This window comes from Kitasatospora sp. NPDC057512 (genome assembly GCF_042802135.1).
In the GTDB taxonomy this organism is placed as follows: Bacteria; Actinomycetota; Actinomycetes; order Streptomycetales; family Streptomycetaceae; genus Kitasatospora.
In genome coordinates this window covers 17,680-38,343 of sequence record NZ_JBHVET010000007.1, presented here as the reverse complement: position 1 = coordinate 38,343, position 20,664 = coordinate 17,680, and the positions used below count along the sequence as shown (strand labels likewise).

The following is a 20,664-nucleotide window of genomic DNA, read 5'->3' as shown; positions in this document are numbered from 1 at the left end:
GGCTCCGGGCCGGCCGCCCCCACCCCCCGTCAGCCGGCCGACGCGGCGGACCGGGCGTTGCGGCGGCGGACGTAGACGGTGGCCAGGACCCCGGCGAGCACCACGCCGCCGCTCATCCCCGCGACGGACGGGTTGATCATCGGCACGGCGGCGGCGGGCTCGGCGCCGCCGCACTGCGCGTGGCCGATGACCAGGTTGGCGCCGTTCAGCGACGGCAGCAGGGTGAGGTGGACGGCGTTGACGGTGAGGACGCCGTTGGCGTCGGTGGTCTGCTCGTTGAGGACGATCGAACCGACCAGCGGGATGCTGACCCTGGTGTTGGCGGGGGCGTTGGCCTGGAGGTTGGTCGGGATGCCGGCGACGCTGATCGACCCGCCCGCGATCAGGCCGCTGCCGGTGGCCCCGGCGGGGGTGGCGGTGCAGGTCGAGTTGACGCCGGTCAGCGAGACCGACGCGACACCGAGGTCGAGCCCGAGCTTGTCGACCGTCGCGGAGGCCGAGGCGGTGCCGTCGACCGGGTTCCCGGCGGTGTTCGCGGTGAGCACGGAGGTGGTGGCGACCGGCCCGACGTTGAGGCCGACCAGGGTCCGGGTGCCGCCGGACGGGTAGGTGGACTCGGGCGACGGCGCGACGGCGGCCATCCCGCCCAGCGCCTCCGTGGAGACGACGTAGGCGTCGGCCACCGGGGCGGGCAGCGCGGCGTACGCCGGGGACGCCACGGACAGGACGCCGACGGCGAGGGCGGTTCCGGCGAGGACACGGTTGCGGGTACGAGTGCTCACGGGTGGGCCTTTCGGACGGGGGCACGACGGACGGAGGTGTCCGCCGTACGGAGGGGCAGGAAGGGGGTGGTGCGTCGACTCCGCCGACCGGCCGCGGTGTTCGGTACGGCCGCGGCCTCACCGGCCGGGGAGAAGTCTCGGTCGCTCAGGCGGTGGCGATCTCCTGGGCGGTGATCTCCTGGGCGGCGGGCGCGGGGGCCCGGCCTGGCAGCGGCTCGGCCGTACGGGCCGTCTTCTGCCAGGAGCCCTTGCCCCGCACGATCCGCCAGAAGGCGCGGACCGCGACGAGGTAGGTGGTCGCGGCGTAGACCGCGAGCGCCAGGCCGTAGCCGAGCGCGGCCCGGCGGCTGATCCCCGGTTCGCTGCGGCGCCGGTACAGCGGCCCCCAGAGGGCGAACTCGGCGACCCCGACGACCAGGTAGAGCGCGATCAGCACGGCGCCGCCCTGGCGGAGGAAGGCGAGCACGAACTCGGGGTAGAAGACCGTGTTGTAGCCGAAGGCGGCGATCGGCACGGCGTAGACCACCAGGCCGACGACCTGGAGCCAGGGCTGGACCATGAAGTAGAGGACTTCCAGGAAGCCCGCCGTGGTGAACTCCCGGGAGCTCCAGACCCGCCGCAGGTACGGCGCGCACTGCATCGAGCCCTGCGCCCAGCGGACCCGCTGGGTGATCAACTGCCTGACGTTCCACAGGGCTTCCTGGTCCACCCAGGCGGTCGTGGTGTAGCCGTTGCGCCAGCCGGCCAGCATCATCCGCAGCCCGAGCTCGAAGTCCTCCAGCAGCGCCCGGCCCCACGGCCCGCCGCTGCCGCCCCGGTCGATCGAGCGCAGCGCGCTGAGCCGGTTGGCCTGGCCGTTGCCGCCCACGTTGACGGTCCGGGTGAGCCGGCGGGTGATCTGGATGGCGGAGATCGGCCCGCGGAACTCGATGTCCTGGAGCCGGGCCAGCAGCCGGGCGAACCGGTTGGCCAGGCGCCCCCGGTGGGGCAGCGGCACGGCCACGTCGCGGTTGGACATCCGGACCTCGACCTGGACGGCGCCGATGGCCGGGTCGCCGAAGCAGGACGCTCCGGCGAAGGTGTCCAGCATGCCCGGGGAGGGCCGTCCGTCGGCGTCCAGGACGATCAGGACGGCCCGGTCGGCGTCGGCGCCCTCCGGCAGCCAGGCTTCGAGCGCCCGGTACGCGGCGTTCAGGGCGTCGCCCTTGCCGGTGCGCGCCCGCGGCAGCCGCCGCTCGACCAGGTGGACGGGCCGCCCCTCGGCCGCCCGGGCCCGTACCGCCTCGCCGGTCCGGTCCTCGGAGTGGTCGTCGACGACCCAGACCCGGGCCCGGGGGAAGTGCTCGGCGAGGTAGTCCAGGGTGGTGCCGATCACGGCCTCCTCGTCCCGGCAGGGTATGAGGAAGTGCCAGTCGAACCGGTCCGGGTCGCCCGGGGCGTCCGGGCGGACCCGCAGGAAGTTGCGCACGATCACCGTGACGTAGGAGAGGAAGCCGATCCCCAGCACGAAGGAGAGGGAGACGGACAGGTCGAGCAGGGTCACGGCGCACCGGCCTCCGCGTCGCGGGTGGACGTTCGGGTGATCAGGAGGAGGAAGAGCAGCAGCGCGATCAGGCCGGCGGCCATCATCAGCACCGAGCCGAACAGGACGTGCGTCCAGCCGAACCCCTCGTCGCCGTAGCGGTACTGCATGGCGACGATCAGCGTCAGCCGGCCCAGGTTGGCGGCGAGGACCAGCGCGGCCGCCAGGGCGAAGCCCAGCAGGACCCGGGCCGGCCGGCGGGTGCCGAACAGCAGCAGGACGCCGGCCAGCAGGGCCAGCGGGGCGATCAGCAGGGCGCTGCTGCACCCGGTGGTGAGGGCGATCCCGCGCCCGAACCCGCTCGCGTCGCCGGCGTACAGCACCGGCGCGTCGGGGGCGGCGAGCAGCAGGGTCCGCAGGCCGAGCCCGTGCGAGACCACCCACCGCGCCCCGGCCAACTCCTCGAACCGGTAGGCGCGTTCACCGGCGACCAGGGCCCCGCTCAGGCCCAGCAGCAGCGGTCCGGCCACCCCGGCGAGCACCCGGCCCGACAGCGGGGCGCGGCCGGGCCGCGACAGCGGCGGGCGGGCCGGCCCCGGTGGCCGGGCGGGTTGCGGGTACACGTCTGCGGTCACGGGGACACCCCTCGGAAGGAAGGCGGGTTGGCGGCGGGCGGGGCGGTGCGGTCGGCTATCGGCCGTCGCGCTTCCGGTCGGCCCGGCCAGCCCGGTCAGCCCGGTCAGCCCGATCGGCCCGGTCGGTCCGCTCGCCCCGGTCGGCGGCCAGCCGGCTGCGCCGCAGCAGGGCGACTCCCACCAGCACCAGGGCGGTGCCGGCCGCGGCCGCGAAGCCGAGGCCGGGCGAGCCGGTCGAGGCCAGCACGCCGCCGCCGGCCGCCGTCGGGGGGAGTCCGCCGCCTATGGGTCCGTACATGGTGGTTCCTCTCGGAAGGTCCGGGTCATCCCGATCTTTGCGATCTGGAGCCGTATGTTGCTGGGCTGATCGGATGATCGGATAGCTGCGCCGCGCCCATTCGGGTGGAAATCACCCGTTTGCCGCAACCGGCCGCGCGGGGGCACCGCCGAACCGGTATCCGTGGGCGGCACCGTCGGCCAAGTGGGCGCGGTACGACGGATCTTGATGTACCGGCATACGAACCACCGCCGGGCCCAGCCCGCTCCCGAGGCGGCCCCGGACGGTCTCCTGTCGGCCAAGTGGGTGACATTGTTCCCACCTATGGATCTTTCTGACGAATCCCCCCATATCGTCTGCTGATACTTCACCACCCCACCCCCTCGCCCCCTTCGGAGCGCCATGTCCTCGACCGACGTCGCCCTGGTCCTCGGAACCCGGCCGGAGATCGTCAAACTCGCCGGAGTGGCCCGCCTCCTCGGCCCGCGGGCCCGCATCGTCTGGAGCGGCCAGCACTGGGACCCGGCCCTCACCACCACGTTCTTCGCCCAGTACGGCCTCCCCCGCCCGCACCACCTGCTGAAGGGCGTCGGCGGCGAGCCGCGCGGACGGCAGATAGGCCGGATGGTCAGCGCGTTGAGCGACCACCTCGCGGCCCACCCGCCGGCCGCCGTCCTCGTCCAGGGCGACACCAACACCGCCGCGGCCGGCGCCCTCGCGGCGCACTGCGCGGGCATACCCGTCGTCCACGTCGAGGCCGGCCTGCGCTCCTTCGACCCCGACATGCCCGAGGAGGCCAACCGCCGCCTGATCGCCCCGCTCGCCGACCTGCACTGCGCGCCCACCGCCACCGCGGCGGCGCACCTGCTGCGCGAGGGGATCGAGGCGGACCGGGTGGTGATCACCGGCAACACCGTCGTCGAGGCGACCCTGGAGACCCTGCCCGCCGAGGCCGAGGCCCACCGCATCGTCGCCGCACACGCCGTCACCCCCGGCGGCTACGTGCTCGCCACCATCCACCGCCCCGAGAACACCGACGACGCCGCGCGGCTCGCCCAGATCCTCGATCAGCTCGCCGCCCTGGACCTGCCGGTCCTGCTGCCGCTGCACCCCCGGACCAGGGCCGCCGTCGAGGCCTTCGGCCTGCGCGGCCCGGTCGCCCGGCTGCGCCGGATCGAGCCGCTGGACCACGCCGGCTTCCTCGCCCTGGCCCGGCACTGCCGGCTGCTGGTGTCGGACTCCGGCGGGGTCCAGGAGGAGTGCACGGTGCTCAAGCGCCCGCTCGTGGTGGTGCGCAACTCCACCGAGCGCCCCGAGGCCGTCCGGGCCGGCTTCGCCCGGCTCGCCCGACCGGGCCACGAACTCGCCCGCGCCCTACGGGAGTTGCTCGCCGACGAGGCCGTCGGCGAACGGCTGGCGCAGCTCCCCTCGCCCTACGGCGACGGGCGGGCGAGCGCCGAGATCGTCGCCGCCGTCCGCAGCCGCTACCTCACCCCCGAACCGCGCACCGGACAGCGTCCCGAGCCCGACCGCACACCGGTCGCGGCCGCGGCCACCGGGGTCGGCGGACACCGCTGAGCGGGGGCGGACAGCCGTCGCCTCCAGGACCCGCCCGCAAACTGCCAGGCACGAAGGTGGCGGGTCGGACCCGTCGACCCCGCACCCCCCGGCTGGCAGGGTCGGAAGCAGCCCGCGACCGGCGGGATCCACTGCACCCGGGGGCTCCCATGACGACGACATCCGACGGCCGGGCGGCCACCGGAGCGGGCGCGTCCGGGCGCCCGCCGCGGACCGCGGGCTGAGGCGGGCACCATGGACGACCGCTACGAGCGTCACTGCTTCGCCGACCCGCTGTTCTACGACGACCCCGCCCGCGCCGAGCACCCGGACGACCGGTTCGCCGCCGCCACCGCCCCGCTGCCGCCGGGCTGGGAGCGCCACGAGCACGGCCCCTGGATCAGCCTGCGGCCGCCGCACGCCCACCTCCCCGAGCAGGGCTGGAAGGTGCACGTCTCGGCCACCCCGGACGAGGCGGAGCAGGTCGTCGACCAGGTCCTGGCGTACTGCCTGGAGCACGGGCTGACCTGGAAGTTCCTGCGCGGCCGGGCCACCGTGCTCGCCCTGAACGGCAAGTACGCCGACCGCCGCGCCAGCGGCAAGCTGATCACGCTCTACCCGGAGGACGACACCCGGCTGGCCCAGGTGCTGGACGACCTGTCCACCCTGCTGAAGGGCGTCCCCGGCCCCTACGTCCTGAGCGACCTGCGCTACCGGGAGGGCCCGCTCTACCTGCGCTACGGCTCCTTCGTCGAACGCCACTGCACCGACGAGCGGGGCCGGCGCGTCCCGGCGATGCACGGCCCGGACGGCGCGCTGGTGCCCGACCCCCGGGGCACCGTCTTCACCGTGCCGGACTGGGCACCGGTCCCGGAACTCGTCTCCGCTCAACTCGCCGACGACGCCGCGCGCGAGGCCGAGGCCCCGGCCGACTTCCCGTTCGAGGTCGTCAAGGCGCTGCACTTCTCCAACGGCGGCGGCATCTACCTGGCCACCGACCGGCGCGACGGCCGCCGGGTGGTGCTGCGCGAGGCCCGCCCGCACGCCGGGCTCGACCACGCCGGCCGGGACGCGGTGCGGCGCCTGCTGAGCGAGCGCCGGGTGCTGGAGGCGCTGGCCGGGGTGGACTTCGTGCCCGCCCTGTACGAGTACCGACAGGTCTGGGAGCACCACTACCTGGTCGAGGAGTACATCGAGGGCGAGCGGCTGGAGGACGTCTTCACCCGCACCTGCCCGCTCACCCACCCCGACCCGGACGAGGCCGAGCTGGCCGCGTACACCGACTGGGCGCTCGACGTGCTGGACCAGGTCGGCGGCATGCTGGCGGCGCTGCACGGGCGCGGGCTGGTCTTCGGCGACCTGCACCCCAACAACGTGATGGTCCGGCCGGACGGGCGCTGCGCGCTGGTCGACTTCGAGATCGCCTTCCCCGCCGACGACTCCGCCGCTCCCCCGCTGGGCGCGCCCGGCTTCGTCTCGCCGAAGGCCCGGCGCGGAACCGCCGTGGACGCGTACGCGCTGGCCGCGCTGCGGCTCTACCTCTTCCTCCCGCTGAACATCCAGCTCGGGCTGGACTCGGGCAAGGCCGAGCTGGCCGGCCGGGAGATCTCCCGCCGCTACCCCGTGCCCGCCGGGTTCGGGGCCGGGGTGGCCGAGGCGCTGCACCGGGCGGCCGGCGGGAAGCTGCCGGCGGGCGCCACCGAACGCGCTCCAGGTACCGCCGACCGCACCGCGGGGCCGGCCCGCCCGGCCTGGCCCCGGGAGCCCGCGGCGGACACCGCGGCCTGGCGCCCGGTGCTGGACTCGCTGGCCGCGGGCATCCTGGAGATGGCCACCCCGGACCGGACGGACCGCCTCTTCCCCGGCGACGTCGAACAGTTCGGCCCGGGCCACGGCGGCCTGGGTCTGTCCTACGGCGCGGCCGGCGTCCTGTACGCGCTCCGGGCCTGCGGCCGCCCCGCCCCGCCCGAGCACACCGACTGGCTGGTGGACCGCGCGGACGCCGCGGCCGACCTGCCGCCCGGCCTGTACGACGGGCTGACCGGCATCGCCTGGACGCTGGCCCGGCTCGGGGCGACGCGGGAGGCCGACGCGCTGGTCGAGCGGCTGCTCGCCACCGAGGCCCCGGCCGATCCGGGGCTCGGCTCCGGACGGGCCGGCATCGCGCTCGGCCTGCTCGACCTGGCCGACGTGCTAGGCCGCGGGCGGCTCGCCGAACGGGCCCTGGCCCTCGGCCACGAGCTGGCCCGGGAGGAGCCCGCACCGCGGCTGCGCGGACTGCTGGACGGCTGGAGCGGGCAGGCCGCACTGTTCCTGCGGCTGTACGGGCACACCGGCGAGCGGCGCTGGCTGACGGCGGCCGAGGCGGCGCTCGGCCGCGAACTGGACGAGGCGGACGTCACCGACGGGATGCTCTTCCTGGTCGAGGACCGCCACCGCCGCAAGCTCCCGTACCTGGCCGCGGGCGGCGTGGGCACCGCCCGGCTGATCTCCGAGCTGGCCCGGCACAGCGGGGCGGACCGGCCCGACGGCGCGGGCCGGCTGCCCGGCCGGTTCGCCCAGGCGACCGCCGCCGCCGACCGCGCCTGCCTCCCCGACCTGATCGCGGCGGCCGGCCTGTTCGAGGGCCGGGCCGGACTGGTGCTGCACCTGCTGCGCGGCGGACGCCGGGCCGAGGCCGACCGCCACCTGCGGCTGCTGGAGTGGCACGTGATGAACCATCGCGGCCACCTCGCCTTCCCGGGCCGGCGCTCGATGCGCCTGTCGGCGGACCTGGCCACCGGCGCCGCCGGAGTCCTGGTCGCGCTGCACGAGGCCGTCCTCGGCCCGGTGCCGCTGCCCGGCATCACCGACTTCCCCGGACCTGAGGCTTCGAGGTCCTGAGGCTTCGTAGCCCTGAGGCTTCGAGCTCCTGAGGCTTCGTAGCCCTGAGGTCCGGGGGACCACCACGGCCACCACCCGGTGGCCGGTACCAGCACAGGAAGGAACCGCCATGACCCAGATCCTCGCCCTCCAGGCCCTCGAAGCCGCCCAGGACGACGCGGCCGTCCCGTTCAGCCACTGGAGCACCGACCTGCACCTGCCGTTCGGCGCCCCGGTGGAGGCGGCGGAGTAACCCTCCGACCGACGACACGGCTGCCCACCGGAACCACCCGGAGGGCAGCCGTCCGCCGTCACCACCGGACGAGGGCGGGCCTCAGCAGGGTTCGGTGGCGTCGGCCGGGACGGTGAGCCCGGCCCGCTCTGCCAACGCCCCGGCCTGGAACCGGCTCTGCGCGCCCAGCCGCGCCAGCAGCCCGGCGATGTGGCGCCGGCAGGTCCGGGTCGACAGTCCCAGCCGCCGGGCGATCGTGTCGTCCTTCTCCCCGGCGGCGAGCAGCACCGCGATCACGTCCTCGACCTCGCGGGACACCGTACGGGCGGCCCGCGGCGCGGTGTCGTACGGGACCGCCTGGCTCCACTCGTGCTCGAAGAGCCCGACGAAGTACGCCACCAGGGACGGCTCCCGGACCAACAGCGCCCCTCCGGTGGCGAGCCGGGCCGGCACGAAGGCCGTGGTCCGGTCCACCACGACCAGCCGGGCCGGCACCTCGGCGCGGGTCCGGACCTCCGCCCCCGCCGCGATGACCAGCTCCGCGTAGGAACGGGTGGGCGGGTCGAACCGGGCCGGGTGCTGGTACAGGCTCCGCAGCCGGACGCCCCGGTCCAGCGCGGCCAGGTCCCGGGGCAGCGCCTCCGTCAGGGCCGCCTGCGGGTGCCCGCCGCCCGGCTGGACGGTCAGCACCTCCTCCTTGGCGGCGCCCACCACGGAACCGAGCGCCGAACCGGCCGCGTGGACGTCCTCCAGCAGGCGGACCGAGCCGTCCACGCCACCGCCCTGCGCCCGGTACACCGGCTCCAGCGAGGCCACCTCGGCGCGCAGCCCGGCCAGCGCCGCCTGACGGCGGCCCAGCTCGGCCTCGGCGATGCGCAGCCGCGCCTCCTCCCGTCCGGTCAGCCGGGCGACAGCCGCCTCCGGGCCGACCGCCGCGAAGCAGCCCGGCCCGGCTCCCGGGCGCCGCACCAGCAGGCACAGTGCCGCCAGCCGGTCGACGGCCGCCCGGCAGCGCGCCTCGCCGAGCCCGAGGTCGGCGGAGATGCGGGCCAGGTCGGCGGGCTCGACCCGCCGGTGCCGCACCGCCCACTCGTAGACCAGCCGCGTCTCGCGATCGAGCAGGGCCTCCCGCCCCGACGACCGGACCGTATCCGTTTTCACCGGATTCATCCACCCCTCCTCAGTCGGCCAACATCTTCCTGGCCCCCTCACCCCCTGGCGGCCGCCACGAGCGGTGACGACGATCGAACAAGCGCTTCCGGGGCCGGTCGGCCGCCGGACGCGACCGTCGACCGTCGGCCGCCACCAGCTGTCAAGAGGGCTGTCATGAGAGAACGTGGAAGCGTCCACGTCGCGTTCACCCCACGCGCACCAGGAGCCCCACCGGGCTCCGTCCCGACCCCCACCGCCCCCACCGCCCCCACCGACGGGCCGGGCGGCGACACCGTCGCCTTCTACGCCTGGGCCGTCCGCCGGGAACGGCCCGCGCCGCTCCGGACCGCTCCCGGGCCGACCGCCCGTCCGCGGTGGGCCGGGCAGTCCTGGACGGCCGCGCAGGCGGTCCACGGGCGGCCGGAGGCCGGCGCCCCCGTCGAACGGCCGGAGGTGCCGCCGGGCCCCGGCGCGGTGCCCGCCGTCGTCGGCGACCGGCTGCTGCGGGCCCGCCGGGAGGTCGTCCTCTGCTGCCCCGGCGGCGACCCGACGGCGGCGGCGCTGGCCGACCTGGTCCTGGCCGAACTGCCGCGCACCGACCCGGCGTTGCGGGTCCGGATCGTCCACCAGCACCCCGCGCGCTTCCACCTGCCCACCCAGCGCCAGGCCCGGGCCGCGGAACGGGCCGGCGCCGAGGTGCGGACCACCGGGGAGAGCTGCGGCCCGCTGCTGGTCGTCGACCGGGAGAGCGCCTTCCTCCCGGAACGGGGACGGCCCGACGGGCTCGTCCTGGTGGACCAGCCGTCGGTGGTCGCCCACCTGGCCGACTCCTTCGAGACGCTCTGGCACCAGGGCGAGGCCTTCCGCAGCGGCCCGGCCGCCGCCCGCGCCGTCTCGGACGAGCTCCGGACGACGATCCTGCGGCTGCTCGCCGACGGCCTGAAGGACGAGGTCATCGCCCGCCGGCTCGGGCTCTCGCTGCGCAACTGCCGACGGCACATCGCCGGCCTCTACAGCTCGCTGGGCGCGGACAGCCGCTTCCAGGCGGGCGTCCTGGCGGAGCGCCACGGCCTCACCGGGACGGCGGCGGCCACCGCCGTCGCCACCGGAGGCCGCTGACGGCCGGCCCGGGTGCGACGGCGACACGCCCGGCGACACACCGCCGTCACGTTCACCCCGGATACTCGGACGGGCCCACCGCCCGCACCCCGTACGACGGAGGACCCGCCTGTGACCGCCGGCCCCGACCGCCCCACGTTCCTGCTGGTCCACGGCGCCTGGCACGGCGCCTGGTGTTGGGACCCCCTGCGCGCCGCCCTCGCCGCCGACGGCTGGCGCTCCCACGCCGTGGACCTGCCCAGCTCCGCCGCCCACCCCGAGGGCACCCGGTCGGCGGGCCTGCTGGACGACGCCGCCGTGATCCGCGACCACCTGCGGCGGATCGACGGCCCGGTGGTGACGGTCGCCCACTCCTACGGTGGCGCCCCCGCCACCGAGGCCGTCGCGGGCGCCGCCAACGTGGTGCGGGCGGTGTACGTCTCCGCCTTCCAACTGGACGTGGGCGAAAGCGTGTTCTCCTTCCTGGGGACTCCCCCGCCGGAGGACGACACGGGCCACACCCCGCCGAACGTCCACGCCCGCCGGGTGTACTACGCCGACGTGCCCGCCGCCGACGCCGACCGCGCCGCGGCCCGGCTGAGCCCGCAGAGCGTCCGGTCCTTCACCGAGCCGGTGACCACGGCGGGCTGGCGCACGGTGCCCTCCAGCTACGTCGTCTGCGACCAGGACCAGGCCCTCGAACCGCCCCGGCAGCACCGGCTCGCCGCCCGCGCCGACACCGTCCACCGGCTGCCCAGCAGCCACTCCCCGTTCCTGTCCATGCCCGGGGAGCTCGCCGCCCTGCTGGCGCGGATCGCCGGCTCCGCCCAGCCCTCCGCCTGACGTCAACCTCCCTGGTGGCGAGGGGCGTTGGCGGACACGCCAGGGTGGTCCGGCCTGCGCTGGACCACCCTGTCCCACGGCCCTCGCCGCGCCGGTCAGCCCGCCTCGCCACGCGGCTCCAGCCGGGTGCCCGTACGGAGGGTGATCGACATCAGGTCGCTGGGGGCGTCGAGTTCCAGCCGGTGCCAGCGGCCCCGGGGCACGATCGCGGCGGTACCCGCCGTCAGCCGCACCATCGACTCGGCCTCACCGGGCTCGACCGGGCGGAGGAAGAGCCGGACGCCGCCGGCCAGGCAGCAGACCGCCTCCTCGGCCTCGGGGTGCATCTCCCAGTGGTCGGCGTGGACCTCGGCGTCGCTCTCCACGTGGAAGGTCGCGATCTGCCAGGCCCCGGCGTCGCCGCCGGTCATCCGCCGCCCGGTGGCCCGGACGTCGCCGTCGGGGTGGATGTGCAGGGCCGAGGCGAACAGGTCCACGGCCGTGATCGGAGTGGTGGTCATGAGCGGGTTCCTTCCAGTCGGTTCTCCACGCGGTTCCGCGCGGAGCTCTCTGCGGAGCTTTCTGCGGGGCTCTCCGCTACGGGGCTCTCCGCGACGGGGCCGAGCGGGTCGGGGAGGCCCGGTGCCTCCGGCCGCCGCCGGGGCAGCACGGCGACCGCCACCAGCGCGGCGAGGACGAAGAGCCCGGCGGTGACGGCCAGTCCGGTGGCGTAGCCGTCGTTGAGGGCGGCCGGGTCGGTGGCGCCGCCGGTGCGGTGGGCGGCGACGGTGGCCAGGGCCGCCAGGCCGACGCAGCCGCCGAGCTGGCGCGAGCTGTTGAGCAAGCCGGAGGCCATCCCGGCCTCGCGGGCGGCCACGCCGGTGGTCCCGGCGGCGGCGACCGGGGCCAGGACCAGTCCGGTGCCGACGCTGGTGACCAGCGACGGGCCGAGGACGTCGGTGAGGAAGGCGCCGTCCGGGCTGATCAGAGCGAACCAGGCCAGGCCCGCGGCGGCCAGCACGGCCCCGGGCACCAAGGCGGCCCGCGGAGTGCGGCGCGCGACGACGCGCGTGGCGAGCACGGTGCCCGCGACCAGTCCCGCCGAGAAGGGCAGGAAGGCGAGGCCGGTGGCGGCGGCGCCCAGCCCCAGGACCTGCTGGAGGTAGAGGGAGACGAAGTAGAAGGCGGTGAACTGCCCGGCGGCGGCCAGGAACACCAGCACGTTGGCACCGGCCACCCAGCGGCTGCGCAGCAGGCCTGGGCGGAGCAGCGGCGCGGCGGTCCTGGCCTCGGTGACGGCGAAGGCGACCAGCAGGGCGAGCGCCGCGGCGAGCGTCCCCAGGGTGACCGGGGAGCCCCAGCCCCGGACGTCGGTGCGGACCACGCCGAACACCAGCAGTCCGATCCCGGCGGTCGCGAGGACGGCGCCGAGCACGTCCGGCCGCTCCCGCCTCACGGACCGTACGGCCCGCTCGGACCGCTCGGACCGCTCGGACCGCGCCTCGGCGGGGCCGTCGGCGGGCAGCAGTGCGAGCGCCGCCGCCACGACGGGCAGGTTGACCAGCATGACCCAGCGCCAGCTCGCGTACTCGGTCAGCAGCCCGCCCGCCAGCACCCCCAGCGCGCCGCCGGCGGCGTTCGTCGCGCTCCACACGCCGAGCGCGCGCACCCGCCCGGGCCCTTCGGTGAACGTGGTGGTGAGCATCGCGAGCGCGGCCGGGGCCGCCGCCGCGGCGCCCACGCCCTGACCGGCGCGGGCGGCGACCAGCTGCCAGGGCTCCTGGGCCAGCCCGCCCCCGAGCGAGCAGAGGCCGAAGACGGCCAGGCCGAGCAGGAGCAGCCGGCGCCGTCCGTACAGGTCGCCGGCGCGGCCGCCGAGCAGCAGGAGTCCGCCGAAGGTGAGCGCGTAGACGTGCACGACCCAGGAGAGGTCGAGCGGGGCGAATCCCAGGTCGGTCCGGATCGCGGGCAGGGCGACGTTGACCACCGACATGTCCAGGGCGAAGACGAACTGGGCGACGGCCACCGCCGCCAGCACCCGGCCGGGGCGCCCCCGTGAGTTTCTGTACATGTATAGAAAGTAACCCCGGCCGATCCCCACTGTCGAGTCCGGGGTGATGATGGGGGCATGCAGCAGCCCTCCACCCCGCCGCCCGCCACCCCCCAGCCGGCCGCGACACGGCCCGCCGCAGCACCATCCGCCGCAGCACCATCCGCCGCAGCGCCGCCCGCCGCGCGGCGCAAGGCCACCGGTCGGCCTCCCCGCATCTCCCGGGAGGAGGTCGTCACGGCGGCACGCCGGATCGTGGACGAGGAGGGCGTCGAGCGGCTGACCATGCGCCGCCTGGCCGCCGAGGTCGGCAGCACGCCGATGGCGCTCTACCACCACGTCCGCGACAAGGAGGAGCTGCTCGTCCTGCTGCTGGACGACTACGCCGCGCGGACGCTGCGACCGACCGCGCTGCCGGCCGAGCCGCGCGCACGGGTCGTCGCCGCGGCGGCCGCCATCCACGAGGCGCTCGCCGCCTGCCCGTGGATCGTAGAGGTGCTGGCCGGGGACAGCCTGATGTCCGCCCACTCGCTGTGGTTCGTCGAGCAGATCGTCGACGGCCTGGTGGCCTGCGGCCTCTCGCCGGAACGGGCCGTCCAGGGCTACCGCGCCATCTGGTACTACACGGCCGGCGAGATCGTGGTCCGCACGTCGTCGGCGCGCCGGCGACCCGCCGACGACCGTCCGACCCACCGCCAGCAGGTCTTCGCCGACCTCGACCCGGAGCGCCTCCCCCGCCTGGCCGGGCTCGCCGACCGCTGGGCGCCGCTCACCGCCCAGGACACCTACCGCGACGGCCTCGACGCGCTGGTGGACGGGCTGCTCGCGGCCCGCTGAGCGGCCGCGCCGACGCCCGCGCCCTGGCTACGCCCCGGCCGGGGGCCGGCGACTTCCCGACCAGGGGCCCGCTACTTCCCGACCAGGGGTCGGCTACTTCCCGACCAGGACCCGGCCCAGGATGCCGCTGAGCGCGCGGGGCGCCAGCCGCCGAGCCGTCCACATCGCGTGGGTGCCGCGCCCGGGGAAGGCCCACATCCGACCCCGCGCCAGGGCCCGGTCCATCGAGTCCAGCACCTTCTCCGGGCTCAACCCCCGCCGCGGGCCGAGCAGTTCAGGACTCTCGACCCGGATGCGCGACAGCATCGGGGTCTCCACCGCGGGCGGGCAGACGCACAGCACCCGGATGCCGTCGCCACGGTGTTCGGCCGCGACGATCTCGCCGAGGAAGTGGACCGCGGCCTTGGCGGCGCCGTAGCCGCCGCCCAGCGGGACGGGCACCCAGCCGCCGATGGAGCCGAAGAGCACGACCTGGCCCCCGCCCCGCGCCGCCATCGCCGGCACCACGGCCCGGACCAGGTGGAGCGTGCCGCCGTACACGATGGTCATCAGGCGCAGGGTGTCCGCCGGGTCCTGGTCCAGCAGCCGGCCCATCACGCCGATGCCCGCGCAGTGCACCAGCCGCCGGGGCGGGCCCAGCTCGCGGCCGACGTCACGGACCACGGCCGTGACCGCCGCGTAGTCCGTGACGTCGCAGACGTACGGGCGCACCCCGGGGGCCCGCTCCACCAACGCGTCCAGGCCCGCCGCGTCGACGTCGACCGCCGCGACCGCCCAACCCGCCCGGGCCAGCCGCAGCGCCGCCGCACGGCCGATCCCGCTGGCGGCACCGGTGACGATCGCCACCTCTCCCGGCACGGACGTCATCTGTCACACTCCCACGGCTGCGAGAAGTACCGGACACACCCCCGGCGCCGGAGGCCGGGCCTCCCCCACCTCCCGCGCCGACCGGTGCCTACCCAACCGGCGACCCGCCAACTCCCCTACCCCGAAGGAACATTGCTCTCAGCCGTTGCCGAAGAAGCCGAGCGCCCCCGCCGCGCAGACCCCGCCGGCCCCCATGAACACCGGGGTCAGCACCTTGATCTCCACCCAGCTGCCGGCCCGGAACCGCATGCCCTTCGGCGGCCCGATCGGGTACCAGCGCCGGCGCCCGATCGGGATCGGCCACAGCACCGGGCAGCCCGACACGGTCAGCGCGTCGCCCAGGCAGTGCACCAGCGCGCCGAGCGCGATCGGCAGCCCGATCCAGAGGTACTGCTGCCCGGGCTCCTCGAACAGCCACTGCGAGCCGTTGCCGGGCTTGTCGAGGACCTCCGCGAGCATCCACGCGCTGGTCGCCCCCAGCAGCCACACCAGGACGTCGCTGGAGACCCGGGCGTGCCGCCACAGCAGCCCCTCGATCGCCAGCACCATGTGCACGAACAGCACCACCAGCACGCCCCAGCGGCCGCCGTACACGGCCACCGCCGCCGCGCCCGCCCCGCACAGCACCGCCCAGAGCCAGGTGTGCGTCAGCGTCCGGTGGCCGCCCGAGCGCCGCGGGTCGCCCTTGCCGCGGGTGGCCTTGTACACCGCGTACGACAGGTTGTCGATCACCTCGCAGAGCGCCCGGGACACCGGCCCGAACGCCCTGGATATCGTCGCCGCCTTGTGGTCCAGGTCGGGCGCCAGGGCCGCGCCCGCGCAGATCAGAGCCCCCGCGAGCAGGACCGGCCAGGGCATCGGCTCCCCCATCCCGGCCGCCGCCGCACCCACCCCCAGCCAAGCGGCCGCACCCGACAGCGAATGCGCCGGTCCCATCATGTCCGTACACCACCGATCCTCATCAGTTCCGTCCCCACTGTGAGGACCTGAGTTCACGGCAGCCTATCCGTCCAAGATCACCGGGCCCGCGCCCGTCCCGTCCGCCCCTCCCCCGCCCCGCCCTTCCCGTCCCGGCGCAAGCCCCCCCAGCCCGCGCCGGTCAGGCCAGGGCCTTCTCCAGCGCGGCGAGGTAACTGCGCATCAGGTGGTCGCGGATGCCCTCGCCGTCCGGGGAGAACGCCGCGGCGCCCAGGCCCTTGGCCCGGTCGGTCAGCGCGGAGACCAGCCCGACCTTCTCCTGGACGCGTCCCGCGGAGTCGATGTGGCGCAGCGCCTCGACATGGGTGAAGGCGGGCTCCGGGGGCAGCTCGGGGACGATGTCGTTGCCGTGCACGAAGCGGTAGGTGCGCCCGCGCAGGCCCTTGTCGTACGCGGCGGCGAGCAGCCGGTCGCAGGTCCGGGGCTGGCCGAAGGTGTAGACGCCGTCGGCCGCCAGGCTCGGCCCCTCCAGGTCGAGCCGGGCGGCGACGAGCATGGCGAGGGCGCCGCCGAGGCTGTGGCCGGTGAACCACACGGTCTGGTCATCGGTCCGCAGCTCGGAGAGGGCCTTGGCGACGTCGGGGAAGACGGATTCGAGGGCCTCGGCGAAGCCGTAGTGGACGTAGCCCGTCCGGGCGGGGCCCGGCCAGGGCGGGGTGGTGGAGTCGGTGAGCCAGTCGCGGATCTGCGCGGGCTCGGTGCCGCGGAACGCGGTGACGATCATGTGGTCGCCGGCCATGGTGTAGGCCTGGGTGTCCTGCAGCGGGAACGGCGGGGTGAAGCGCGTCCGGTGGTGGCGCACTGTGTCGAAGCCCCAGGCCCGGGCCTGCTCCTCGATCGCGGCCTCGTCCTGGTAGGCGAGCTCAGCGGCCTTGGCCAGCCAGTACGCGTGCGGAAGGCTGTAGCCGGTGGCGTGCTGGTCGAATTCGGTGGGGACGGCCATGGGGGGCGACTCCTGTCGGGTCGACGGAAGGGACGGCGGGCCTGCCCCAGGGCCCGGCCGACGCCCTCCACCGGGCGCGCACCGTAACGCCCTGGCGACCAAGAGTGACGCTACCCCGCACCCGGTTCGCGGGCGACCGGGCACACCACCGCCCCCACCGCGCGCCGCGCCTCCCCCGCCGGCACCGCGACGTCGCGCAAGAGCTTCAGATCACCATTTGATGTCGCAATAGAATGAACTCACTCAACATGCCTTTCCCGTAGAATCAGCCGTCGCCGAGGTGAACCACTCACGGGAAGCCCACGCCGACTCGCTTCCCGCGCATTCGCGGGGTCGCCCGACTACTGACGCTTGAACGCTGCAGGTTGGACCACTTCTCCCCGCCACCGGCGGGGGTAGCCGGATGCCCCGGGGGACCCGGGACATCCGCACCCGTCCTGCGGGACCGCCGCAGCAGGCGATCAACGCGCCTGCGACACTCCAGGCTGGGCGGTTTGTGTTGCGGAAGTCGTCGGCGACGAGTTGGCTGTACCGGCCGAGGCACCTGGACTACCCGTCGATGACAGGGCGATCAGCACCAGGATCCCCAGCATCGCCACCAGGGCACCCCCACCACCTCCCACCACCGCTGCTGCGGATGGCGCCGCCACACCCCCACCAGGTCGGGCATGCGACGACTCACCCCGGATCCGTCGGCTGTGGGGCCGCACAAACGTCCCGTCGGCCCGGTAGTGGCCGCGAACCGGAACTGTCTTGACCATTTGGCCCCCAGGAAGGTCGTGTGGACGCTCTCCGCTCATGGGCCATGACAACAGGGGCCACTGACAATCAGTCAGCTTCCGTGCCTCGCCCGTCAGGGTGGCGAGTGCCGACCACGACGGTGACCAGCCCCGCGAGCGCCATGCCCGCGGCGGTGAGGAAGGCGTACCGGTAGCCGGCCGGGAGATCGTCGCCGGCCGTGGTGGCGACGGTGGAGAGGACGGCGAGGCCGAGGCCGCCGCCGATCTGCAGGGCGGTGTTGAACATGGCCCCAGCCAGGGCCTGTTCGTCGGTTCCGGCACCGGAGAGTGCGGTGACGTTCGCCGACACGAAGGTCTGCGAGAGGCCGACGATGAGGAGGAGCAGGAGCGGGAGGACGACGGTCCAGTAGCCCGCCCCCGGGCCCACCAGGGAGAACAGCGCCAGGCCGGTCGTGTAGCAGGTCAGGCCGAACACCATGAGCCGGCGCGCGCCGACCCGTGGGACCAGCCGCCCGGCGACCAGCGGCAGGAGCGTTCCGCCGACGGCCAGCGGGAGGAAGGCCACGCCCGTGCCGAGCGGGCTGTAGCCGAGGACATTCTGCAGCAGCAGGGCGGCGAAGTAGTTCACCCCGACCCATCCCGCGTACATGAGCACGGCCACCGTCAGGGCCACGGCCAGGTTGGGCCGCTTCCAGGCCGCCGGCGGGACCAGGGGCTCGGCCGCGCGCCGCTGCCAGAGCGCGAAACCGCCGGTGCCGCCCACCGCCACGACGGCGCTCGCCCAGCCGGTGCCGTCCGTCGCGTCCCCGCCGAGCCGCGTCAGGGCGAAGGAGAGCCCCAGCAGTCCGACGGTGACCAGGGCCGCGCCGGGCAGGTCGAGGCCTCCACGAGCGCGGTCCGCCGGGTCGTCGGCCGGAATGAGGAGCAGCACCCCGGCGACGAGCGCGGCCACGACCAGGACGTTCAGGGCGAACATCGCCCGCCACCCGATCGACCCCACGAGCGCGCCCCCGACGACCAGCCCGAAGGCGAGGCCTACGCCGCCCATGGCCCCGAACGCTCCCAGCGCCCGCGATCGTCCCGGCTCCTCGCGCCACAGCGCCCCGACCAGCCCGAGCGCGGCCGACACCGTCACCGCCGCACCGGCGCCCTGGACCGCACGGGCGGCCACGACCAGCGGCAACGGGTCGGCCGCCCACACCACGGCGGAGGCGAGGGCGAACACCGTCATACCGCAGAGCAGGGCACGCCGCCGCCCCCACAGGTCGGCGGCCCGGCCGGCCACCAGCAGGAACCCGGCGAACACCAGGGAGTAGGCCGACACCACCCAGGAGAGCCGCTCCGGTGACGCGCCCCAGTCCCGCGCCATCTCCGGCAGCGCCATGTTGACCGACGAGAGATTCATGATGTCGAGGGCCTGGGCGGTGCACAGGATGGCCAGCACAGCACCGGAGTTCCGCGCCCGTGCCGTCCGGCGGAGCTGGTGGGCAGGGGATGTCCCGGATCGGATTGTCGTCATGCGCCAAGTCTCCGGAGCAGGAAACCGGCCCGGAAGTATGCACAATAAAGTGCCATACTCTCCTGATGGATAGTGTCACTCCGGGCCGGGCCGTCGATGGCGCCGCACCGATGCAGCTGGAGCAGGGCTGCACAACACGCCGGGTCTTCGACCTGATCGCGGACAAGTGGATGCTCTCCATCCTCTGCGTCCTGTCCGAAGGAACCGCCCGCTACAACGCCCTGCAGCGATCGGTGGTCGGGATCACCCCCAAGGTCCTTACCCAGCACCTCCGTTCACTTGAGAGCAACGGTCTGCTGACCCGCACCGTCTTCCCGGTCATCCCGCCGCACGTCGAGTACGAGCTCACCGACCTCGGACGGTCCCTCAGGCAGGCGCTCCAGCCGCTCCTGACGTGGGGCGAGTCCCACCTCGACGAGGTCGACCAGGCCCGGAGCGCCCACCAGCAGTGACGCCCTCCCGTCCGGACCCCGTCAGCCCGCGGGCCGGGCGGCCCCGGCCAGGGTGGTGTCCAGCCAGTCGAAGGCCGTCTGGTGGAAGCGGAACATGGCGCCCATGTGGCAGTGCTCGCCCGCGCCCTCGGCCTCGGGCAGGGTGACGAGCGTGTGCGGGCAGGTCAGCGCGGCCTGGACCTCCTGGGGCTGGCCGCGGAAGAACTGGTCGTTCTCGGCGTCCAGGACGAGGGTGGGGCAGTCGATCAACTGGGCGACGCCGTCGAGGGTGTAGTCGGCGGTACGGCGGATGTAGTCCGCCACCGACGCGGCGCCGAACGTCCACACCCCGTTGCGCAGCGCCCAGCGCACCTGGGTGCTCGCCCGCATGAGCAGGGCCATGACGGGCTCCACCAGGTCGTCCCGGCCGGCCTCGATCCACTCGCGCAGGAACGGCGGCAGGACCCGGTCGTGGGCCTCCCGGTAGCTGTAGAGGCCGTCGTCCAACACCAGGGCGGCCAGGCGGTGTTCGTGGGCGGCGGCGCGGGCGGCCAGGTAGCCGCCGAGGCTGTACCCGAACAGCACCAGCCCGTCGGCGGCGATCTCGGGGCGGGTCAGCGCGTAGTCGACCACCGGGGTCACCACGGCCTCCCAGTCCGGCCGGAAGACCAGCCGCTGCTCGCGCAGCACCGCGCCCTGGCCCGGCCCGTCGTAGGCGAGGACGTTGTAGCCGCGGCGCAGCGCGGCCGCGGCGACGGCGAAGTAGGCCTCCTCCAGCGTCGAGTCGAAGCCGCTGGTGAACAGGACGGTGGGGCGCGGGGCGCCGGAGTCGTCGACGAGGAACAGGTAGCCGGGCAGGCCGGTGCCCTCGTAGGGGATGGTCACGGCCTCGACGGGGGTGTCCATCAGGGCCGCCGCGGCGGCGAAGGTCTCCCGGGAGAGCGCGGACAGGCTCTTGGCCTCGGGGTCGTTCGCGGGGTCGTCGCGGCGGTAGAACTCGGCGGTGCGGTAGTAGTTCGACGCGCGCAGCAGGGCCTCGCGGGCGCTGACCCGGTGCCCGGCCGCCAGGGCGCGGCTGCCGATGCCGTGGACGCGCTCCGCGGTGGCCTTCCACTCGCGCAGCCAGGCCTCCTCGTCGCCCTCGCCGATGTTCCGGGCGGTGGCCACGACCTCGCCGAGGTCGGCGCCGCCGTAGTCGGCGAATCCGGCCGCCCGGAGCGTCTCGAAGGAGAAGGACTCGTCCTCGAAGAGGAATCGCATGGTGCACTCCCGAGCTCTTGGCGAGACGGAACCGTCCCGTCTCGCCTACGACGCTAGCCCTCCTCCAGTCGAGACGCAAGCGTTCCGCCTGATGTAGGTT

At 75.0% G+C, this 20,664-nt stretch carries 19 protein-coding genes; 7 read left to right on the top strand and 12 right to left on the bottom strand.

The features are described from left to right. Nucleotides 1-29: 29 nt before the first annotated feature. From ACFU6K_RS01350 to ACFU6K_RS01335, 4 genes are all read right to left on the bottom strand, one after another. Nucleotides 30-782, bottom strand: coding sequence for a choice-of-anchor P family protein (locus ACFU6K_RS01350; protein ID WP_380660204.1), 753 nt, complete (start codon nt 780-782; stop codon nt 30-32). 145 nt (nt 783-927) lie between these two features. Beyond that, nucleotides 928-2,325 carry a glycosyltransferase gene (locus tag ACFU6K_RS01345; RefSeq protein WP_380660203.1) on the bottom strand — a complete coding sequence of 466 codons (1,398 nt, stop codon included), beginning with the start codon at nt 2,323-2,325 and terminating at the stop codon, nt 928-930. Continuing rightward, entirely contained in the window at nt 2,322-2,939 is a 618-nt protein-coding gene (locus ACFU6K_RS01340; protein ID WP_380660202.1) for an archaeosortase/exosortase family protein, read from the bottom strand. Before ACFU6K_RS01340 ends, ACFU6K_RS01345 begins: the two co-directional genes overlap by 4 nt. 55 nt (nt 2,940-2,994) lie before the next feature. Next, a complete protein-coding gene (locus ACFU6K_RS01335) occupies nt 2,995-3,237 on the bottom strand; it encodes a hypothetical protein (RefSeq protein WP_380660201.1) in 243 nt (80 codons plus the stop codon). A 381-nt stretch (nt 3,238-3,618) separates the two neighbouring features. Here ACFU6K_RS01335 and wecB point away from each other — a divergent pair, with 381 nt between their 5' ends. The 3 genes from wecB (at nt 3,619) to ACFU6K_RS01320 (ending at nt 7,888) form a co-directional block, all read left to right on the top strand. Further along, on the top strand, nt 3,619-4,794 hold the full coding sequence (wecB, locus tag ACFU6K_RS01330) for a non-hydrolyzing UDP-N-acetylglucosamine 2-epimerase (protein ID WP_380660200.1): 1,176 nt from the start codon (nt 3,619-3,621) through the stop codon (nt 4,792-4,794). 234 nt (nt 4,795-5,028) lie between these two features. Then, nucleotides 5,029-7,656 carry a class III lanthionine synthetase LanKC gene (gene lanKC, locus ACFU6K_RS01325; protein WP_380660198.1) on the top strand — a complete coding sequence of 876 codons (2,628 nt, stop codon included), beginning with the start codon at nt 5,029-5,031 and terminating at the stop codon, nt 7,654-7,656. Between the two features lie 109 nt (nt 7,657-7,765). Next, a complete protein-coding gene (locus tag ACFU6K_RS01320) occupies nt 7,766-7,888 on the top strand; it encodes a hypothetical protein (protein WP_380660197.1) in 123 nt (40 codons plus the stop codon). An 81-nt stretch (nt 7,889-7,969) separates the two neighbouring features. Here the strand turns inward: ACFU6K_RS01320 and ACFU6K_RS01315 are convergent, their stop codons facing one another. Further along, nucleotides 7,970-9,037: a LuxR C-terminal-related transcriptional regulator gene (locus tag ACFU6K_RS01315; RefSeq protein ID WP_380660195.1), complete on the bottom strand. Its 1,068-nt coding sequence runs from the start codon at nt 9,035-9,037 to the stop codon at nt 7,970-7,972. Between the two features lie 156 nt (nt 9,038-9,193). On the opposite strand from ACFU6K_RS01315, the gene ACFU6K_RS01310 reads away from it, so the two are divergent. Continuing rightward, a complete protein-coding gene (locus ACFU6K_RS01310; RefSeq protein ID WP_380660194.1) occupies nt 9,194-10,138 on the top strand; it encodes a LuxR C-terminal-related transcriptional regulator in 945 nt (314 codons plus the stop codon). A 111-nt stretch (nt 10,139-10,249) separates the two neighbouring features. Continuing rightward, the gene (locus ACFU6K_RS01305) at nt 10,250-10,960 is read left to right on the top strand and encodes an alpha/beta fold hydrolase (protein WP_380660192.1); all 711 of its coding nucleotides are present in this window, start codon (nt 10,250-10,252) and stop codon (nt 10,958-10,960) included. 95 nt (nt 10,961-11,055) lie between these two features. On the opposite strand, the gene ACFU6K_RS01300 is transcribed toward ACFU6K_RS01305, so the two are convergent. Next, entirely contained in the window at nt 11,056-11,460 is a 405-nt protein-coding gene (locus tag ACFU6K_RS01300) for a cupin (RefSeq protein WP_380660191.1), read from the bottom strand. After that, nucleotides 11,457-13,010, bottom strand: coding sequence for an MFS transporter (locus ACFU6K_RS01295; protein WP_380660190.1), 1,554 nt, complete (start codon nt 13,008-13,010; stop codon nt 11,457-11,459). Before ACFU6K_RS01295 ends, ACFU6K_RS01300 begins: the two co-directional genes overlap by 4 nt. Before the next feature lie 195 nt (nt 13,011-13,205). On the opposite strand from ACFU6K_RS01295, the gene ACFU6K_RS01290 reads away from it, so the two are divergent. After that, nucleotides 13,206-13,826 carry a TetR/AcrR family transcriptional regulator gene (locus tag ACFU6K_RS01290; protein WP_380660207.1) on the top strand — a complete coding sequence of 207 codons (621 nt, stop codon included), beginning with the start codon at nt 13,206-13,208 and terminating at the stop codon, nt 13,824-13,826. 93 nt (nt 13,827-13,919) lie between these two features. Here ACFU6K_RS01290 and ACFU6K_RS01285 read toward each other — a convergent pair whose 3' ends face one another. The 4 genes from ACFU6K_RS01285 to ACFU6K_RS01270 form a co-directional block, all read right to left on the bottom strand. After that, nucleotides 13,920-14,693 carry an SDR family NAD(P)-dependent oxidoreductase gene (locus tag ACFU6K_RS01285; protein ID WP_380660188.1) on the bottom strand — a complete coding sequence of 258 codons (774 nt, stop codon included), beginning with the start codon at nt 14,691-14,693 and terminating at the stop codon, nt 13,920-13,922. 138 nt (nt 14,694-14,831) lie between these two features. Continuing rightward, entirely contained in the window at nt 14,832-15,632 is an 801-nt protein-coding gene (locus ACFU6K_RS01280) for a metal-dependent hydrolase (protein WP_380660187.1), read from the bottom strand. A gap of 160 nt (nt 15,633-15,792) precedes the next feature. Next, entirely contained in the window at nt 15,793-16,614 is an 822-nt protein-coding gene (locus ACFU6K_RS01275; RefSeq protein WP_380660185.1) for a lipase family protein, read from the bottom strand. A gap of 828 nt (nt 16,615-17,442) precedes the next feature. Next, a complete protein-coding gene (locus tag ACFU6K_RS01270) occupies nt 17,443-18,798 on the bottom strand; it encodes an MFS transporter (protein WP_380660184.1) in 1,356 nt (451 codons plus the stop codon). Between the two features lie 140 nt (nt 18,799-18,938). Here ACFU6K_RS01270 and ACFU6K_RS01265 point away from each other — a divergent pair, with 140 nt between their 5' ends. Further along, the gene (locus ACFU6K_RS01265) at nt 18,939-19,325 is read left to right on the top strand and encodes a winged helix-turn-helix transcriptional regulator (protein WP_380660183.1); all 387 of its coding nucleotides are present in this window, start codon (nt 18,939-18,941) and stop codon (nt 19,323-19,325) included. A 21-nt stretch (nt 19,326-19,346) separates the two neighbouring features. Here ACFU6K_RS01265 and ACFU6K_RS01260 read toward each other — a convergent pair whose 3' ends face one another. After that, nucleotides 19,347-20,564, bottom strand: a complete 1,218-nt coding sequence (locus tag ACFU6K_RS01260) for an alpha/beta fold hydrolase (RefSeq protein WP_380660181.1) — start codon at nt 20,562-20,564, stop codon at nt 19,347-19,349. Nucleotides 20,565-20,664: the final 100 nt, after the last annotated feature.

What these genes read in the sequence shown, in the direction of transcription:
- ACFU6K_RS01275 (WP_380660185.1), bottom strand. Translation starts at nt 16,614, where the DNA reads ATGGCCGTCCCCACCGAATTCGACCAGCACGCCACCGGCTACAGCCTT.
- ACFU6K_RS01260 (WP_380660181.1), bottom strand. Translation starts at nt 20,564, where the DNA reads ATGCGATTCCTCTTCGAGGACGAGTCCTTCTCCTTCGAGACGCTCCGG.
- ACFU6K_RS01335 (WP_380660201.1), bottom strand. Translation starts at nt 3,237, where the DNA reads ATGTACGGACCCATAGGCGGCGGACTCCCCCCGACGGCGGCCGGCGGC.
- ACFU6K_RS01300 (WP_380660191.1), bottom strand. Translation starts at nt 11,460, where the DNA reads ATGACCACCACTCCGATCACGGCCGTGGACCTGTTCGCCTCGGCCCTG.
- ACFU6K_RS01295 (WP_380660190.1), bottom strand. Translation starts at nt 13,010, where the DNA reads ATGTACAGAAACTCACGGGGGCGCCCCGGCCGGGTGCTGGCGGCGGTG.
- ACFU6K_RS01320 (WP_380660197.1), top strand. Translation starts at nt 7,766, where the DNA reads ATGACCCAGATCCTCGCCCTCCAGGCCCTCGAAGCCGCCCAGGACGAC.
- ACFU6K_RS01310 (WP_380660194.1), top strand. Translation starts at nt 9,194, where the DNA reads ATGAGAGAACGTGGAAGCGTCCACGTCGCGTTCACCCCACGCGCACCA.
- wecB (WP_380660200.1), top strand. Translation starts at nt 3,619, where the DNA reads ATGTCCTCGACCGACGTCGCCCTGGTCCTCGGAACCCGGCCGGAGATC.
- ACFU6K_RS01265 (WP_380660183.1), top strand. Translation starts at nt 18,939, where the DNA reads ATGGATAGTGTCACTCCGGGCCGGGCCGTCGATGGCGCCGCACCGATG.
- ACFU6K_RS01285 (WP_380660188.1), bottom strand. Translation starts at nt 14,693, where the DNA reads ATGACGTCCGTGCCGGGAGAGGTGGCGATCGTCACCGGTGCCGCCAGC.
- ACFU6K_RS01280 (WP_380660187.1), bottom strand. Translation starts at nt 15,632, where the DNA reads ATGATGGGACCGGCGCATTCGCTGTCGGGTGCGGCCGCTTGGCTGGGG.
- ACFU6K_RS01315 (WP_380660195.1), bottom strand. Translation starts at nt 9,037, where the DNA reads ATGAATCCGGTGAAAACGGATACGGTCCGGTCGTCGGGGCGGGAGGCC.
- lanKC (WP_380660198.1), top strand. Translation starts at nt 5,029, where the DNA reads ATGGACGACCGCTACGAGCGTCACTGCTTCGCCGACCCGCTGTTCTAC.